Origin of the sequence: Micromonospora sp. RV43, from assembly GCF_001029515.1 — a bacterium.
Taxonomy (GTDB): domain Bacteria; phylum Actinomycetota; class Actinomycetes; order Mycobacteriales; family Micromonosporaceae; genus Micromonospora; species Micromonospora aurantiaca.
In genome coordinates, this window is record NZ_LEKG01000112.1 from 1 (window position 1) to 15,797 (window position 15,797).

A 15,797-nucleotide genomic window follows, 5' to 3' on the forward strand; every position below is an offset into this window, starting at 1 on the left:
GGACCCCGACCAGCCGAACCGGCTCGCCCGGGGCGAGCGCGCCCCACAGCGCCCAGGCCGTGTCGAACATCTCCCGGGCGGTGGGCCAGGAGGCGGCGCGGGCTCCAGCGCGACATGCGCTGCCGGACCTGGCCGCTCGTGGTGACCACCCTCGCCGACCGCTCGGCCAGGCCGGTACGCCAACGCTGCAGCACCGACGGGGGCAGCAGCGCGGCCAGCAGCCGGGTACGGCGGTCCGCGCCCGCCGCCAGCGCGCCCCGGACCGTACGCAGCGCCGGCTGCAACTCCGTGTCGGTCAGCGGGTCACGGGCGTAACGGGCTCGTTCCTCGGCGCGGCCGAGCAGGCGTACCCCCGTTGCGGCGTCCCCCCTCTCGGCGAGCGCCTCCCGGGCCAGCCGCTCGGCGGTGGCCCGTGGGGTCTCCGTGCGGTCCACCCGGACGTGGAAGTCGACGAGCGTGTCGAGCAGCTCGTCCCAGGCGGCGTGCGCGTCGGCGCGGGCCGCCTCGGCGTCGACACCGACGACGACCTGCCGTGTTTCGCCGCGCTGACCCGGCACCGGCAGCGCGGTGGCCGCGGGCGTGACCGCCCGGACGCGCCGGCGGCGGCGCAGGGCGGAGCGGCGCAGGGCCGGTACGGCGAGCAGCGCCAGCAGCGCCAGCGCACCGGCCAGCCACCACGGCCAGACCGGGCTCTCCTCGGCCGGGCCGCCCTGGTTCAGCGTCAGACCCTGGTCGGTGTCCTTGTCGAGCCGGTCCGCCTCGTTCGGCCCGGCCGACGGGCCGGCCGCGTCGGGAGCGCTGGTGCTGCCGGTCGAGGGGGTGACCTCCTCGGGGGCGTCGATGTCCGGAGCCCAGGCCGAGCGGACCGAGCCCGTCACGGCCGCCGCCGGGGTGGCGTCGAACGGCACCCAGCCGATCCCGCTGAAGTTGACCTCGGTCCAGGCGTGCAGGTTGCGGTTGGTCAGCACGTACGTGCCGCTGTCGGCCTTGCTGCCGTTGGTGAACCCGACGGCGACCCGGGCCGGGATGCCGGCGGCCCGGACCAGCCAGGCCATCGCCGCGGCGTACTGCTGGCAGTAGCCGACCTTGGTGGCGAGGAAGTCGGTGATGTCCTCGCCGCTGCTGCCGTTGCGGGTGGACAGCGCGTAGGTGAAGCCGTTCTCCACGGAGAAGTAGTCGTAGATCGCCCGGACCTTGTCGTAGTCGTTCGACTTGCCCTTGACCAGCTGCGCGACCAGTTCCTCGACGGCCGGGACGGACGGCCGCTCGGTCTGCTGCCGCATCACCGGGCTGTCCGAGGGCAGCGACGGGGCCGCGCGCAGCGCCGCCGGGCTGAATGTGGACCGTACGTAGTCGAACGAGTAGCTCTTGCCGCGGGCGTTGTCCCGGTTGGAGAAGACGACCTGCTGGTTCGGGTCGTACAGCCAGTTGCCGTTGAGGTCGTCGGTCTTGACCGGCTCGGCGTAGACCGGCATCAACGGCATGTTCAGGTTCTTCGTCACCTCGACCGTGGCGCGGTAGCGCTGCTGGTCGACGCCGCGCGGGGCGCGTTCCCCGGGGTCGGGCAGCGGGCGGGTGATCGGCCGCCCGGTCGGCACGCGTGCCTGGAAGCCACTGGGGCGCAGGTCGTCGACGACACCCAGGCGCAGGTAGAACGGCGTCGTCTCGTTGGTGCTGACCTTGACCAGATCGAGTTCCTCGCTCTGGTTGAGCTGGCCGCTGAGCGCCGCGAACAGGTCGACCCGGCCGGAGCTGCCGCCCTGGCCCGGCCGCCCGCTGCCATCGCCGGGCCCGGCGCCGACGTTGTTCAGCAGCCCGCCGGTCATCCCGGGCACTGCGAGCGGCAGCGCCACCGCCACGATCACGCCGACCACTGCGAGCCGCCGTCCGGCCGCGGCCAGCGGGGACGCCTCCCAGACGTCCACGTCGCGGCCCTCGCCGGTGAACCGGCGGCCGAACCGGCGTACCCGGTCGACGTTGTCGGTGACCAGCAGCCAGAGGTAACCGGCGGCGCCCACCACGAACGGGGTGGCCGGGACGCTGTCCACGTAGACCGCGACCGGCACCGAGTAGATGGCGAGCATCGGCAGGCCGGCCAGCGCCGGACGGCGCAACCCGACCGCGAGCACGTCCACCACCACAGCGACCGCGCCGATGCCGAGCACCGCGAGGAACAGCAGCGAGTCGACGTCCGGCACCTTCACGCCGTACGAGCGCATGTCCTGCAACGACGTCTGGAGCAGGTCGCCGAAGTGGGCGAACGTGGCCGGGGTCGGTACGAACGCGAGCAGTTCGGTGCCGCCGGGGAAGACCCACGTCAGGCCCAGGGTGAGCCCGGCCAGCATGGCCAGCACCTGCCCCCACAGCGGCATCCGGCCCAGCCGGCTCAACGCGGCCGAGCCGGCCACCACGGCGACCACGACGGCGGCCTGGATCAGCCAGGTCCAGCGTTCGAAGATCGCCGACAGCGGGGCCGCCGCCAGCAGCGTCGCCGCCGCGGCGACGAACCCGATGTTGCGGTGCGGGGTCACAGGACCATCCCTCCGGTCATCGTCGTCCGCCGGCCACCGTCTCGGCCATGGCCGCCCGCAGCGCGAAGCCCTGCGAGCCCCGCCCGGCCTGCGGCCACAGCATCGGCAGGCGGGTGCCGTGCTCCACCCCGATGACCCGCCAGCCGCTCTGCAGCAGCGCGAGCGCGGCGGCGCCGTGCGCCCGCTCCGCCTCGGTCCGGGCGTTCGGGGGCAGGTTGAGCCAGGTGTTGCTGTCGAGCAGGAACGCCACGCAGGTGGCCCCGTTGCCGCGCAGCCCGGCCAGCAGTTCCGCCTCGGCGGTGCCGAGCGTGCCGAGCAGCGCGATGATCAGACCGCCGTCGGCCCGCTGCCGGACCTGCTGCACCAGCGTGGTGATCTCGCCGCGCCGGTCCAGGTGCACGTCGGCGAGGTGGTCGAGCAGCAGTCCCTCGCCGCCTGCCTCGGCGGCGCCGACGTCGGCGCCGTTGCCGGTGACCAGCCGGAGCTTGTAGCCGGCCTCGCGCAGGTGCACGGCGATGCTGGCGGCGGCCGAGACCGCCCACTCGAAGCTGGCCGTCGGGCCCTCGCCCCGGTGCCCGGCGGCGCGGGTGTCCAGCACCACCGTCGCCCGGCTCTCCCACGGCTGCTCCTCGCGGCGCACCATCAGCTCACCGGTGCGGGCGGTGGACTTCCAGTGCACCCGGCGCAGGTCGTCGCCCATCCGGTACTCCCGGGTGGCGGCGTCGTCCTCGCCGTGCACCGCCACCGAGCGGGCCCGGCTGTCGCCGCTGCCGGCGTACTCACCGGGCAGCCGGACCGACGGCAGCGGGGTGACCTGCGGGATCACCGTGAGGTGGTCCGTGCTGGGGAACGACCGGGTCAGCTCGCACAGGCCGAACGGGTCGGTCAGCCGGATCACCAGCGGCCCCACCTCGTAGCGGCCGCGCACGTCCGCGCGGACCGTGTACGCCACCGAGCTGGCCTGGTGCGCGCCGAGCCGCTCCAGCACCACCCGGGGCCGGCTGCCCAGCGCGTACGGCAGGCGGTCCTCCAGCAGCAGCGTGCCGGTGGGCAGCCGGGACAGGTTCTGCAGCCGCAGCACCACCCGGGAGCTGGCGCCGACCGGCACCCGGTGCGGCTCCAGCGACCTGTTGCAGGCCAGCTTGTACCGGCTGCGTCCGACGTACGCGGCGGCCAGCAGCGGCAGCACGGCGAGCAGGACCGCCACCCGGAGCAGGTCCTTCTCGCCGAGGATGCCGGCGGAGATCGCGGCGGCCACCGCGGCCGCCAGGAAGGAGCGGCCGCGGGTGGTCAGCCCACGCAGGCCGTCGCGCACGTCACGGCCTCCGCGGCTCGTACGGCCCGCGGCCGTTGTTGCCGCCGCCGGGGCGGGTGTCGTACGGCGACCGCTGCCGGTCGTGCGGCAGCGGCAGGCGGTGCACCAGCTCGGAGACGATCGCGTCGGTGGTGCGCCGGGCCAGCTGCGCGTCGGCGGTCGGGATGATCCGGTGCGCCAGCACCGGCACCGCGAGGACCTGGAGGTCGTCCGGCAGGACGTAGTCGCGGCCCTCCAGGGCGGCCACCGCGCGGGCGGTGCGCAGCAACTGGAGCGTGGCCCGGGGGGACGCGCCGAGGCGCAGGTCGGGCGCCTCCCGGGTGGCGGTGACCAGGTCGATCGCGTACTGCTTGACGGCGTCGGCGACGTGCACCTGCCGGACGTGGCCGATCAGCCGGCGGACGGTGGCCGCGTCGGAGACCGGCCGCAGCCCCGGCAGCGGGTCGGTGGCGCCGTGCCCGTCGAGCATGGCCAGCTCGGCGCGCGGGTCCGGGTAGCCCATGGCGATGCGGGCGGTGAACCGGTCGCGCTGCGCCTCGGGCAGCGGGTAGGTGCCCTCCATCTCGATCGGGTTCTGCGTCGCGATCACCATGAACGGCGTCTGCAACTGGTAGGTGACCCCGTCGACCGTGACCTGCCGCTCCTCCATGCACTCCAGCAGCGCCGACTGGGTCTTCGGCGAGGCCCGATTGATCTCGTCGCCGACCACCAGGTTGGCGAAGACCGCGCCGGGGCGGAACTCGAAGTCGTGCGTCTCCTGGTTGTAGACGCTGACGCCGGTGACGTCGCTGGGAAGCAGGTCGGGGGTGAACTGGATCCGCCGGACCGAGCAGTCGATGGACCGGGCCATCGCCTTGGCGAGCTTGGTCTTGCCGACGCCGGGCACGTCCTCGATGAGCAGGTGACCCTCGGCCAGCAGCACCGCCAGGGCGAGCCGGACGGTGGCGGTCTTGCCCTCGATGACCTGCTCGATGTTGGCCACGATGGCCTCGCTGGCGGCGCGGAACTCGTCGTGCGGCAGCAGACCGCCCACCTCGTCCCAGGTCTGTTGTGTCACGGGCCTCCTCCTCGTCGCCTGGACGGCAGCTCTTTATAGAGCACCTGGACCCGCCGTTGGGTTCGCGACGCCGAGCCTCGTCTGCCGCAGAAATCTCATTGGTATCTCAGGCTAACCATGTTTGTCGTTACTGCCGACTCCCGCAGGTGGTCGGTCGGTTACGCCCGGAATATTCGCCGGACCGGGGGACCGGCCGCCGCGGGTAGAACGGGCGCGCCGCCGCCGAGGGGTGCGAGGTACACTGCCTGCATGGCCGGGTTCTTCCTGCTTCTTACCGAGCCGTGTTGATGCGCTGAACGCGCGACAGCACGGCCGCCCCTCCTGCGCGAGGGGCTTTTTTGTGCCCGCAGCAGACCGCCCACAATTTTTTCGAATCGATCCGCGCCGAGGAGACGCCATGAGTGAGGCAGCCGCACCGGCGACCGACATCCCCCCGTTCCGGTACACCGCCGCCCTGGCCGACGAGATCGAGCACCGCTGGCAGGACACCTGGGAGCGGGAGGGCACCTTCCACGCGCCGAACCCGGTCGGTCCGCTGGCCGACCCGGGCCACCCGCGGGCGGGCGCCGAGAAGCTGTACGTGCTGGACATGTTCCCGTACCCGTCCGGCGCAGGCCTGCACGTCGGGCACCCGCTGGGCTACATCGGCACCGACTGCTACGCCCGCTACCAGCGGATGGCCGGGCGCAACGTGCTGCACGCGATGGGCTTCGACGCGTTCGGCCTGCCCGCCGAGCAGTACGCGGTGCAGACCGGCACCCACCCCCGGACCACCACCGAGGCCAACATCGAGCGGTACCGGGAGCAGCTGCGCCGGCTGGGGCTGGGCCACGACGAGCGGCGTTCGGTGGCGACCATCGACACCGACTTCTACCGCTGGACGCAGTGGATCTTCCTGCAGATCTTCAACTCCTGGTACGACGCGGACGCGCGCAAGGCCCGGCCGATCGCCGAGCTGATCGCCGAGTTCGAGGGCGGCACCCGCGCCACCCCGGACGGGCGTCCGTGGGCCGAGCTGTCAGTGGGGGAGCGGCGGCGCATCGTCGACGACCACCGCCTGGCGTACGTCTCGGAGGCGCCGGTGAACTGGTGCCCGGGGCTGGGCACCGTGCTGGCCAACGAGGAGGTCACCGCCGACGGCCGTTCCGAGCGCGGCAACTTCCCGGTCTTCAAGCGCAACCTGAAGCAGTGGATGATGCGGATCACCGCGTACGGGGACCGGCTGCTGGAGGATCTGGACACGCTGGACTGGCCGGAGCCGATCAAGCTGCAGCAGCGCAACTGGATCGGCCGGTCGACCGGCGCGCACATCGACTTCCCGACCGAGGCGGCCCCGGTGCGGGTGTTCACCACCCGGCCGGACACCGTCTTCGGCGCCACCTACATGGTGCTGGCGCCCGAGCACGAGCTGGTCGACGTGCTGACGCCGGCCACCTGGCCGGAGGGCACCCGGGACGCCTGGACCGGCGGGCACGCCGGCCCGCGCGAGGCCGTCGAGGCGTACCGGAAGGCCGCCGCGGCCAAGACGGACGTGGAGCGGCAGGCGGACAGCAAGGAGAAGACCGGCGTCTTCGTCGGCGCCTACGCCACCAACCCGGTGACCGGCGGGCAGATCCCGATCTTCATCGCCGACTACGTGCTGGCCGGGTACGGCACCGGCGCGATCATGGCGGTGCCCGCGCAGGACGAGCGGGACTGGGACTTCGCCGAGGTCTTCGAGCTGCCGATCGTGCGGACCGTGCAGCCGCCGGAGGGCTTCGACGGCAAGGCGTACACCGGTGACGGCCCGGCGATCAACAGCGCCGCGCCGGAGCGCGGCATCGACCTGGACGGCCTGGGCGTCACCGACGCCAAGGCGCGGATCATCGAGTGGCTGGAGGCCAACGGGCACGGCGCCGGCGCGGTCACCTGGCGGCTGCGCGACTGGCTGTTCTCCCGGCAGCGTTACTGGGGCGAGCCGTTCCCGATCGTCTATGACTCCACCGGCGCGCCGATCGCGCTGCCCGAGTCGATGCTGCCGGTCGAGCTGCCCGAGGTGGAGGACTTCTCGCCGAAGACGTTCGACCCCGAGGACGCCGACAGCAACCCGGAGACGCCGCTGTCACGGCGGCGCGACTGGGTCGAGGTCGAGCTGGACCTGGGCGACGGGCCCAAGCGCTACACCCGCGAGACCAACGTGATGCCGCAGTGGGCCGGCTCCTGCTGGTACGAGCTGCGCTACCTGGACCCGACCGACTCGCAGCGCTTCGCCGACCCGGAGAACGAGGCGTACTGGATGGGTCCGCGCCGCGACGGCGACTGCGGGGGCACCGACCTGTACGTCGGCGGCGCCGAGCACGCCGTGCTGCACCTGCTGTACGCGCGCTTCTGGCACAAGGTGCTGTACGACCTGGGCCACGTCTCGTCGTTCGAGCCGTTCCGCCGCCTGTTCAACCAGGGCATGATCCAGGCGTACGCGTTCGTCGACCCGCGCGGCGCCTACGTGCCCGCCGAGGAGGTCGTCGAGGTCGACGGCCGCTGGTTCCACGGCGAGACCGAGGTGCGGCGCGAGTACGGCAAGATGGGCAAGTCGCTGAAGAACGTGGTCACCCCGGACGACATGTGCGCGGCGTACGGCGCCGACACGTTCCGGGTGTACGAGATGTCGATGGGCCCGCTGGAGGTGTCCCGCCCGTGGGAGACCCGGGCGGTGGTCGGCTCGTACCGGTTCCTGCAGCGGGTCTGGCGCACCGTCGTCGACGAGCAGACCGGTGAGCTGCGGGTCACCGACGAGTCGGCCGACGAGGCGACCCGGCGGCTGCTGCACAAGGCGATCGACGGGGTCCGCGCCGATATGGACGGGATCCGGTTCAACACCGCCATCGCCAAGCTGATCGAACTGACCAACGGCCTGACCCGGCTGGCACGTACGCCGCGCGAGGTGGCCGAGCCGCTGGTGCTGATGGTCGCCCCGTTCGCCCCGCACATGGCCGAGGAGCTGTGGAGCAAGCTGGGCCACGACACGTCGCTGGCGTACGCGGACTTCCCGGTCGCCGACCCGGCCCTGCTGGTGGCCGAGTCGGTCACCTACCCGGTGCAGGTGAACGGCAAGGTCCGGGGCCGGGTCGAGGTGCCCGCCGACGCGTCCGAGGAGACCGTCCGCGCGGCGGCGCTGGAGGCGGTCGCCGGCACGCTGGGCGGCAAGGAGCCGCGCAAGGTGATCGTGGTGAAGGGCCGGATGGTCTCGGTCGTCGCCTGACGCCCGCAGGTGGGCGTGTCCACTTCGGGGACACGCCCACCGACGGTCAGGGCGCGCGACGCCGTCGTTCGGCCCGCCACCAGCGGTGGATGATCAGCACGCTGGCGATCAGGCCGAGGCTCGCAGGCGCGGCCGCGTACCAGTTGATCGAACCGGGTGTGGTCACGGCCGCGCCGATCGCCGCGTAGCCGATGGCGGTGGGCGCGGAGGCGATCACGCTGCCGGCCAGGAACGGCATGACCCGGGCCGCGGTGGTGCCGTAGCCGTAGCTGACCAGCCCGAACCCGGCGATCGGCAGCAGCCGTACGGTGACCACGCCGAAGACGCTCTGCCGGGCGAACCAGCCGTCGAGGCGGGCCAGCCGGCCGCGTACCCGCTCGGCGACGAAGTCGCGGCCGAGCACCCGGCCGACCGTGAAGCCGATGGCCGCAGCGAGCAGCGCCGCGCCGAGCGCGTACGCGGCGCCCTGCACCGGCCCGAAGATCGCGCCCGCGGCCAGCGTGACGAACGTGCGGGGCACCAGCGCCACCAGCAGCAGCGCGCCGCCGACCACAGCCGCGGGCGGCCCGTAGCCACCCAGCGAGTCGGCGAGCCGGGGCAGGTCGGCCGGGTCCGGCCGGGGCACCAGCAGCAGCGTCACGCCGAACCCGGCGAGCAGCAGCAGGAGCAGCCCGAACCGGCGCGCCGAGGGCTGCCGCAGCAACCCGGCGAGCCGGCGGGCCACCGGTCGCCGCCCCGGCCGGGCGGCGTCGGTCACGGCCTCGGTGCGGCGGCCACCGCGGTGCGGCGCTCGGAGCGGAGGCGGTCGGCCCAGGTGTCGTCGAGCGGGGGGAGCTGGTGGATGCCGGTCGCCCAGCGCAGCAGCAGGTCGGCCAGGTCGGGGTTGCGCGCCAGCGCCGGGCCGTGCGAGTAGGTGCCGAGCAGCTTGCCCCGCCACGCGCCCTCGGTGGCCCCGTCGTTGCCGACCCCGGTGGTGACCCGGGCCAGCGGGGACACGCCCGGACCGAGGTGGGTGCGGCCGCCGTGGTTCTCGAACCCGGACAGGTGCGGGATGCCCAGCCGCGGGTCGACCTCGCCGGCCAGCTCGCCCACCGCCCGGGTGGGACCGCGGTCGGAGGAGAGGTCGAGCAGCTCCAGCCCGGCGCACCGGGTGCCCTTGGCGAAGAACGAGGTGCCGAGAAGCTGGTAGCCGGCGCAGACGCCGAACACCACCGAACCCTGGGCCACCGCCCGGTGCAGGCCGCCGTCGGCGATCAGACGCTGGGCGCCGAGCGCCTGCGGGCCGTCCTCGCCGCCGCCGAGCAGGTAGATGTCGGCGGTGGCGGGCAGCCGCTGGTCGGAGCGGACCTCGAGCACCTCGACCGGCATGCCGCGCAGCTGGGCCCGGCGGGCCAGGATCAGCGCGTTGCCCCGGTCGCCGTATGTGGACAGCAGGTCGGGATAGATCCAGACGATGCGCAGGCTCTCAGTTGACACGGTCCAGCTCCGCTCGGATGTCCTGGAAGGCGGTGTAGTTGGCGATGACCTCCAGCCGGCCCGGCGGCACGGCGCGGACGGCCTCGTCGAAGCTGCGGACGTGCTGGAACGGCACGCCGTTGACCTCCAGTCGCACCGCCAGGTCGTACGCCCGGTCGCCGGTGATCAGCACCTGCCGGCCGGTCAGCGGGGAGAAGTCCACGTCGAACAGCCACGAGGTGTCCAGCCCGTCGGGGTCACGGGCGTTGATGGACAGCAGTGTCGGCGCGACGTCGGCCATGTCGAACGCCTCCAGCCAGCTCGCCGGGTTCTTCGCCAGCAGCAGCCGGATGTTGCGCCCGTCGCGGTCCACCTGGGCGTAGCGGCCGGCCACCGAGGTGACGGTGCCGAGCCGGGACACCGCGTCCACCGGGCGTACGCCGAACTCGGCGGCGACGGCCAGCGCGGTGGCCGCGTTGCCGAGGTTGACCTTGCCGGGGAGCTGGAGCTGGATCTTGTGCCAGGCGCCGGTGGGGTCGAGCACGCCGTCGTCCTCGACCGTCCAGTGCGGCTCGGGGCGACGCAGCGGGCAGCCGGTGCACCACCACTGCTCGCCGGAGCGCTGGATGGTGGAGCCGCACTCGGGGCAGACCCAGGAGTCGTCGTGCCAGCGCTGCCCGGCGCTGAACCAGGTGACGTGCGGCGGCACGTGGCCCTGGGCCGGGTCGGCCGGCGGGCAGGCGGCCCACACCACCATCGGGTCGTCGGCGTTGGCGACCACCCGTACCCGCGGGTGCCGGACCAGGGCGGCGCGCCAGAGCTGCGCCATCATGGCGACCTCCTTGGCGCGGTCGAGCTGGTCGCGGGAGAGGTTGAGCAGCGCCACCACGTGCGGCTCGGTCGCCTCCAGCACCTGGGCGAGGTAGTGCTCGTCCACCTCCAGCACCGCGTACGGCGTGCTGCCGGCCTTTGCGAGCGCCGAGGTGTGGCCGGTGGGCATGTTCGCGCCGAAGGAGTTGGTGGCGACCCGGCCCAGCACGCCGACCGCGGCGGTGGTGAGCCGGGTGGTGGTGGTCTTGCCGTTGGTGCCGGACACCAGGGCGATGGCGCGCCCGGCCGAGAGATGGGCGAGCAGGTCCGGGTCGATCTTGAGGCCGATCCAGCCGCCGATCACCGAGCCGTCGCCACGGCCCGCGGCCCGCGACAGCGCCGCGGCGGTGCGCGACACGGAGCTGGCCACCTTTGCCCGCAAGGGCATCTTCGCGTCCGTCACCCGAGCGAGGTTACCGGACCGCCACCTCCACCAGATCGCCGCCGACGGCGAACCGTTCGGCCGGGGACGGCCCGGCGGACGGGCGGAGCGCGCGGGGCCGGACGGCGGCGGTCGATGTCGGGTAGCGGACGGTGTGGGGCGCGCCCCACCCCCTCCACTCCGCCCCACCCGCGTTGACGTGCGGTTTTGCGCGCGGAAACGCCACGCCGCGCGGGCGATTCTGGTTGCAGGTGGAGGGAAGTGGAGTAGAGTGGGGCGCGATGGTGAGGCCGGGAGGGCCACACCGGCCCGGGGGGTCAGCGGCGCCGCGAACGCCGCTCAGGGCGAGGGGGTTGGGCCGATGTTCCTCGGCACCCACACTCCGCGCCTGGACGACAAAGGCCGGTTGATCCTGCCGGCGAAGTTCCGGGACGAACTGGCGGGGGGTGTCGTGATCACCAAAGGGCAGGAGCGCTGCCTCTACGTCTTCCCGATGCCCGAGTTCCAGCGGATCGCCGACCAGTTGCGCGCGCAGCCGATGACGAGCAAGGCGGCCCGGGCCTACAGCCGGGTCTTCTTCGCCAGCGCGCACGACGAGGTGCCGGACAAGCAGGGGCGGGTCACCATACCCGGCCACCTGCGGTCGTACGCGGCACTGGACCGGGATCTGGTCGTGATCGGAGCGAGCACCCGGGTGGAGATCTGGGACAAGGCGGCCTGGGAGGCCTACCTCGCGGAGAGCGAAGACGACTTCGCCGACATCGAGGAGGGGGTGCTGCCCGGCGGTCTGTAGGGCGTGACGGCGCCCGACGTACTGCGAGATCTCCAGCCGCTTTCGAGTTCCTGGCACCCCTTCCCCGGTGCCAGGCGCACGATCCGACACGGAGGGCCGCGGCCTCCGGCGGGCGGGAGCGGATGGGGATCTGGCGGTATGGCGAGGCGTCGTGGCGACGACGGACACGTGACGGAACGGTTGGCGAACGGGGTGGGGGTCGAGATGGGGGAGCTACGCGGCACGCACGTGCCGGTGCTGCTCGAGCGGTGTCTCGAGCTGCTGGCCCCCGCACTGGGCCGGCCCGGTCGCACCGTCCACGTCGACGCCACCCTGGGCCTGGCCGGGCACGCCGAGGCGGTGCTCACGGCGCACCCGGACACGGTGCTGATCGGCCTGGACCGGGACACCGAGGCGCTCGCCCACGCGCGGGTCCGCCTGGCCCGGTTCGCCGACCGGATCCACCTGGAGCACGCCGTCTACGACGAGCTGCCCGAGGTGCTCGACCGGCTCGGCTACCCGGCGATCGACGGGGTGCTGTTCGACCTCGGCGTGTCGTCCCTGCAACTGGACGCGCCCGACCGCGGGTTCGCGTACGCGCAGGACGCGCCGCTGGACATGCGGATGGACCAGACCCGGGGGGTGACCGCCGAGGAGGTGGTCAACACGTACTCCCACCCGGACCTGGCCCGCCTGCTGCGGGTGTACGGCGAGGAGAAGTTCGCCGGGAAGATCGCCTCGGCGATCATCCGGGAACGGGAGCGCAACCGGATCACGTCCTCGGCCCGGCTGGCCGAGCTGGTCCGGGACGCCATTCCGGCACCGGCCCGACGAACCGGTGGACACCCGGCAAAGAGAACGTTTCAGGCTTTGCGGATCGAGGTAAACAGAGAACTGGCAGCGCTGGAGACGGCGCTGCCGGCTGCTCTGGACAAGCTCACAGTGGGCGGCCGCATGGTGGTCCTGTCCTACCACTCGCTGGAGGACCGGCTCACCAAGCAGGCGCTCGCCGACCGGGTCCGAAGTAAGGGCCCGGTCGACCTCCCGGTCGAACTGCCCGGGTCGGGCCCGACGTTCCGGCTGTTGAGCCGGGGCGCCGAGCTGCCCGGGGAGGCGGAGGTGGCCGCGAACCCGCGTGCCGCCTCGGTGCGGCTGCGGGCCGCGGAACGGCTCGACCCGGAGGCGGCCCGGCAGGGGCGTACCGACCGCGAACGGTACCGCCGCCGGGTGAAGGCGATGCACCAACCGGGGACGGGGTCACCGGGGTCCGGCAAGGACCCGCGGTCGGCCCCGGGGGACGCGAACGGGACGGACGAGGAGGGGGAGGGGACATGAACGTCGAGAAGCGCGACGGCCGGGGAGCCGTCGGGCAGCGCGCACCGCGGTCGGGGGGCCGGACCGCGGCGCAGCGCACCACGCGGGACACGACGGCGACCGACCGCCGGGAGGCAACTCGCGCCCGGGGGGCGCGCGAGTTCCCGACGCAGGGCAGTGCCGCCCTGCGGCCGGCCGAGCGTACCCGGGTCACCGGTGCGCCCGCGCCGCGCCTGCGGGTCGCCCCGCCGGCGCCGATCCGGGTGCCCCGGGCACCGTTCGTCGCGCTGATCCTGGTGCTGGTGGTCGGCGGGGTGCTGGGCATCCTGGCGGTCAACACCAAGATCAACGAGAACGCGTTCAAGCTGGAGAAGCTCCAGCAGCAGCAGGCCAAGCTGGACGTGGACGAGCAGGAGCTGAAGAAGGAGATCGCCAAGCAGGAGGCGCCCGGCAACCTGACCGCCAACGCCCGGCGGCTCGGCCTCGTCGAGTCCGAGGACCCGGCCTACATCCGGCTGCCGGACGGGCAGACCATCGGGGTGCCGCACCCCGCGCAGGGTGCCCCGTCGGTCACCAGCCAGCAGGGCAACGGAGGCTGAGCGATGCCGCCGAGATCGGATGATCCGCGCCGGGACGCCACGGGCTCCCGGCGCGGATCGTCGCGGGGGTCGGAGCCGCGCGAGCCGGGCCTCGGCGGGATCTCCGACGCCCGGGCGTACACCCCGCGCGGCCGGACCGTGCGCGAGGGCGGCGGCGCCGAGCAACGGCGTACCCCCCGCAGCAACCGGTCCGGCGACCCGTTCCGGCCCGCGTTGCAGGTGCTCGACGGCGGCCGGGCGGGGCGTGCCGGCACGCGCGAGCCCGCGACCGACGGCGCCCGGTCCGGCCGCCGGTCCACCGCCGCGGGCGGCCGGGCCGGCGTGGTGCGGACCGTCTCGTCCCGGCCGGTGCGGGAACCGTTCGACGACGACGACGAGGACGCGCCGCCGCGCCGCCGGTCCCAGCCGCGCCGCCCCGCCGCGCAGCCCCGCCGGCCGGTACGCAAGCCGCGCCGGCCGCCGCGACTCGGCGACCCGCGCCGGCGGCTGCGGCTCGGCACGGTGCTGGCGCTGGCGTTGTTCGCCAGCATCGGCGTGCGGCTGGTCTACCTCCAGACCGTGGACACCCCGGCGTACGCCGACGGCGGCCTGCCCGACCGGCTCGCCGTGGTCGAGCTGCCCGCCCCGCGCGGGGCGATCCTCGACCGCGACGGCGAGCCGCTGGCGCACAGCGTCGAGGCCCGGTACGTGTTCGCCGACCCGACCCGGGTCAAGGACCGGTTCGCCACCGCCCGCCTGCTCTCCCCGCTGCTCGGCCTGCCCGTGTCCGACCTGGCCGAGAAGATGCGCAAGCGCACCCTGCCCGGCACCGACACCCCGTTGCAGTTCGTCTACCTGGCCCGGGGCGTGGAGATCAGCACCGCGAAGAAGATCATGGCGCTCGACCTGGCCGGCATCAACGTGCACCGGGACGAGCGGCGCGAGGTGCCTGGCGGCGACCTGGCCGCCAACCTGATCGGCTTCGTCAGCCAGGACATGAACGGCCTGGAAGGGCTGGAGGCCAAGTACGACGACGTGCTGCGCGGGCAGGCCGGCAAGCGGACCTACGAGGTGGGCCTGGGTGACCTGGCCGCACCCATCCCGGGCGGCTACAGCCGCACCACCCAGCCGCAGCCGGGCAGCTCGCTGAAGCTCACCGTCGACCGGGACCTCCAGTTCATGACGCAGCGGATCCTGGCGAAGCAGACGGCCAAGGTGAAGGGCAGCGTCGGCGCGGCCGTGATCATCGAGGTGCCGAGCGGCGAGGTGCTGGCGCAGGCCAGCCAGCCGACGTACGACGCGGCCAACCCCACCAAGGTCGGCTCCCCGGCAGACCGGGACGACGCGGCCACCACGTTCGTCGTCGACCCCGGCTCGATCCACAAGGCGATCACGTACGGCGCGGCGCTCCAGGAGGGCGTGATCACGCCGGACACCAAGTTCCCGGTCGCCGACACGATCGTCCGGGGCGGCGTCACCTTCCGCGACACGCACCCGGCCGGCGGCCGCACCATGAGCATCCCCGGCATGCTCGCCTTCTCGTCGAACGTCGGCACCATCGAGATCGCCGAGAAGCTGGGCAAGGACCGGCTGTTCGACTACCAGAAGCGGTTCGGGCTGGGCGCGGCCACCGGCGAGGGCATGCCCGGCGAGGCCTCCGGCCGGCTGCTCCCGCCGGACCAGTGGAGCGGCTCGGCGTACGGGTCGGTGCCGATCGGGCACAGTGTGGACGCCACGCCGCTGCAGATGGCCGCCGCGTACGCCACCATCGCCAACAACGGCACGTACGTGCAGCCGCACCTGGTCAAGGAGACCATCGGCGCGGACGGCGAACGCAACCCCGCCGCCGCGCCCACCACCCGCTCGGTGCTCAGCCCGGCCAACGCGGCGGCGCTGCGAAAGATGATGGAGGCGGTCACCACCGTCGACGGCCCGGACGGCCGGGCGACCGGCCTGGCCGCCGCCGTGCCCGGCTACCGGGTGGCCGGCAAGACCGGCACCGGCCTGCGCTACGACGGCGGCAAGCAGCAGCCCGGCGAGGTCGGCTCGTTCATCGGCATGGCCCCGGCGGAGAACCCCCGGTACGTGGTGGCGGTCTTCGTGTGGAGCCCGAGCGGCGGAGGCGGCGCGGTCGCCGCGCCCGCGTTCCGGGAGATGATGGGTTTCACTCTCCGTCATTACCGGGTGCCGCCGTCGCTGACCAACAAGTCCCCGAAGTTCGAGGTCTTTCCGCGCTGAGCGGGGGCGGCGGGACATCATCGGTGAGTGGCGACGAACCACCGGGG

Annotated in this window: 11 protein-coding genes; 5 read left to right on the forward strand and 6 right to left on the reverse strand. The window is 73.6% G+C overall.

The genetic code is table 11. The features are described 5' to 3' along the window. From ABD52_RS24125 to ABD52_RS24135, 3 genes are all read right to left on the reverse strand, one after another. Window positions 1-2,531, reverse strand: a 2,531-nt coding sequence (locus tag ABD52_RS24125) for a DUF3488 and transglutaminase-like domain-containing protein (protein WP_235437545.1), incomplete at its 3' end; no start/stop codon positions are given. 16 nt (window positions 2,532-2,547) lie between these two features. Further along, a complete protein-coding gene (locus tag ABD52_RS24130; protein ID WP_030271900.1) occupies window positions 2,548-3,846 on the reverse strand; it encodes a DUF58 domain-containing protein in 1,299 nt (432 codons plus the stop codon). Between the two features lies 1 nt (window position 3,847). After that, window positions 3,848-4,903, reverse strand: coding sequence for a MoxR family ATPase (locus ABD52_RS24135; RefSeq protein WP_013287615.1), 1,056 nt, complete (start codon window positions 4,901-4,903; stop codon window positions 3,848-3,850). Window positions 4,904-5,300: 397 nt separating this feature from the next. Between ABD52_RS24135 and leuS the strand changes: the two genes are divergently transcribed. Continuing rightward, the gene (gene leuS / locus ABD52_RS24140; RefSeq protein ID WP_047893344.1) at window positions 5,301-8,141 is read left to right on the forward strand and encodes a leucine--tRNA ligase; all 2,841 of its coding nucleotides are present in this window, start codon (window positions 5,301-5,303) and stop codon (window positions 8,139-8,141) included. Between the two features lie 46 nt (window positions 8,142-8,187). On the opposite strand, the gene ABD52_RS24145 is transcribed toward leuS, so the two are convergent. Genes ABD52_RS24145 through ABD52_RS24155 form a run of 3 tightly spaced genes read right to left on the reverse strand, consistent with a single transcriptional unit; the run spans window position 8,188 to window position 10,854 of the window. After that, entirely contained in the window at window positions 8,188-8,898 is a 711-nt protein-coding gene (locus ABD52_RS24145) for a TVP38/TMEM64 family protein (protein ID WP_030271906.1), read from the reverse strand. Beyond that, window positions 8,895-9,617: a type 1 glutamine amidotransferase gene (locus ABD52_RS24150; protein WP_013287612.1), complete on the reverse strand. Its 723-nt coding sequence runs from the start codon at window positions 9,615-9,617 to the stop codon at window positions 8,895-8,897. The genes ABD52_RS24145 and ABD52_RS24150 overlap by 4 nt, the downstream gene beginning before the upstream one ends. After that, window positions 9,607-10,854, reverse strand: a complete 1,248-nt coding sequence (locus tag ABD52_RS24155) for a MurT ligase domain-containing protein (RefSeq protein WP_013287611.1) — start codon at window positions 10,852-10,854, stop codon at window positions 9,607-9,609. The genes ABD52_RS24150 and ABD52_RS24155 overlap by 11 nt, the downstream gene beginning before the upstream one ends. A gap of 355 nt (window positions 10,855-11,209) precedes the next feature. Between ABD52_RS24155 and mraZ the strand changes: the two genes are divergently transcribed. From mraZ to ABD52_RS24175, 4 genes are all read left to right on the forward strand, one after another. After that, window positions 11,210-11,641 carry a division/cell wall cluster transcriptional repressor MraZ gene (gene mraZ, locus ABD52_RS24160; RefSeq protein ID WP_013287610.1) on the forward strand — a complete coding sequence of 144 codons (432 nt, stop codon included), beginning with the start codon at window positions 11,210-11,212 and terminating at the stop codon, window positions 11,639-11,641. A gap of 204 nt (window positions 11,642-11,845) precedes the next feature. Then, the gene (rsmH, locus tag ABD52_RS24165; protein WP_047893355.1) at window positions 11,846-12,955 is read left to right on the forward strand and encodes a 16S rRNA (cytosine(1402)-N(4))-methyltransferase RsmH; all 1,110 of its coding nucleotides are present in this window, start codon (window positions 11,846-11,848) and stop codon (window positions 12,953-12,955) included. Continuing rightward, window positions 12,952-13,533, forward strand: coding sequence for a hypothetical protein (locus ABD52_RS24170; protein ID WP_013287608.1), 582 nt, complete (start codon window positions 12,952-12,954; stop codon window positions 13,531-13,533). The genes rsmH and ABD52_RS24170 overlap by 4 nt, the downstream gene beginning before the upstream one ends. Before the next feature lie 3 nt (window positions 13,534-13,536). Beyond that, a complete protein-coding gene (locus ABD52_RS24175) occupies window positions 13,537-15,750 on the forward strand; it encodes a penicillin-binding protein 2 (protein WP_047893345.1) in 2,214 nt (737 codons plus the stop codon). Window positions 15,751-15,797: the final 47 nt, after the last annotated feature.

Coding starts and splice junctions, on each gene's coding strand:
- leuS (WP_047893344.1), top strand. CDS start 5,301: ATGAGTGAGGCAGCCGCACCGGCGACCGACATCCCCCCGTTCCGGTAC.
- ABD52_RS24155 (WP_013287611.1), bottom strand. CDS start 10,854: ATGCCCTTGCGGGCAAAGGTGGCCAGCTCCGTGTCGCGCACCGCCGCG.
- mraZ (WP_013287610.1), top strand. CDS start 11,210: ATGTTCCTCGGCACCCACACTCCGCGCCTGGACGACAAAGGCCGGTTG.
- rsmH (WP_047893355.1), top strand. CDS start 11,846: ATGGGGGAGCTACGCGGCACGCACGTGCCGGTGCTGCTCGAGCGGTGT.
- ABD52_RS24170 (WP_013287608.1), top strand. CDS start 12,952: ATGAACGTCGAGAAGCGCGACGGCCGGGGAGCCGTCGGGCAGCGCGCA.
- ABD52_RS24175 (WP_047893345.1), top strand. CDS start 13,537: ATGCCGCCGAGATCGGATGATCCGCGCCGGGACGCCACGGGCTCCCGG.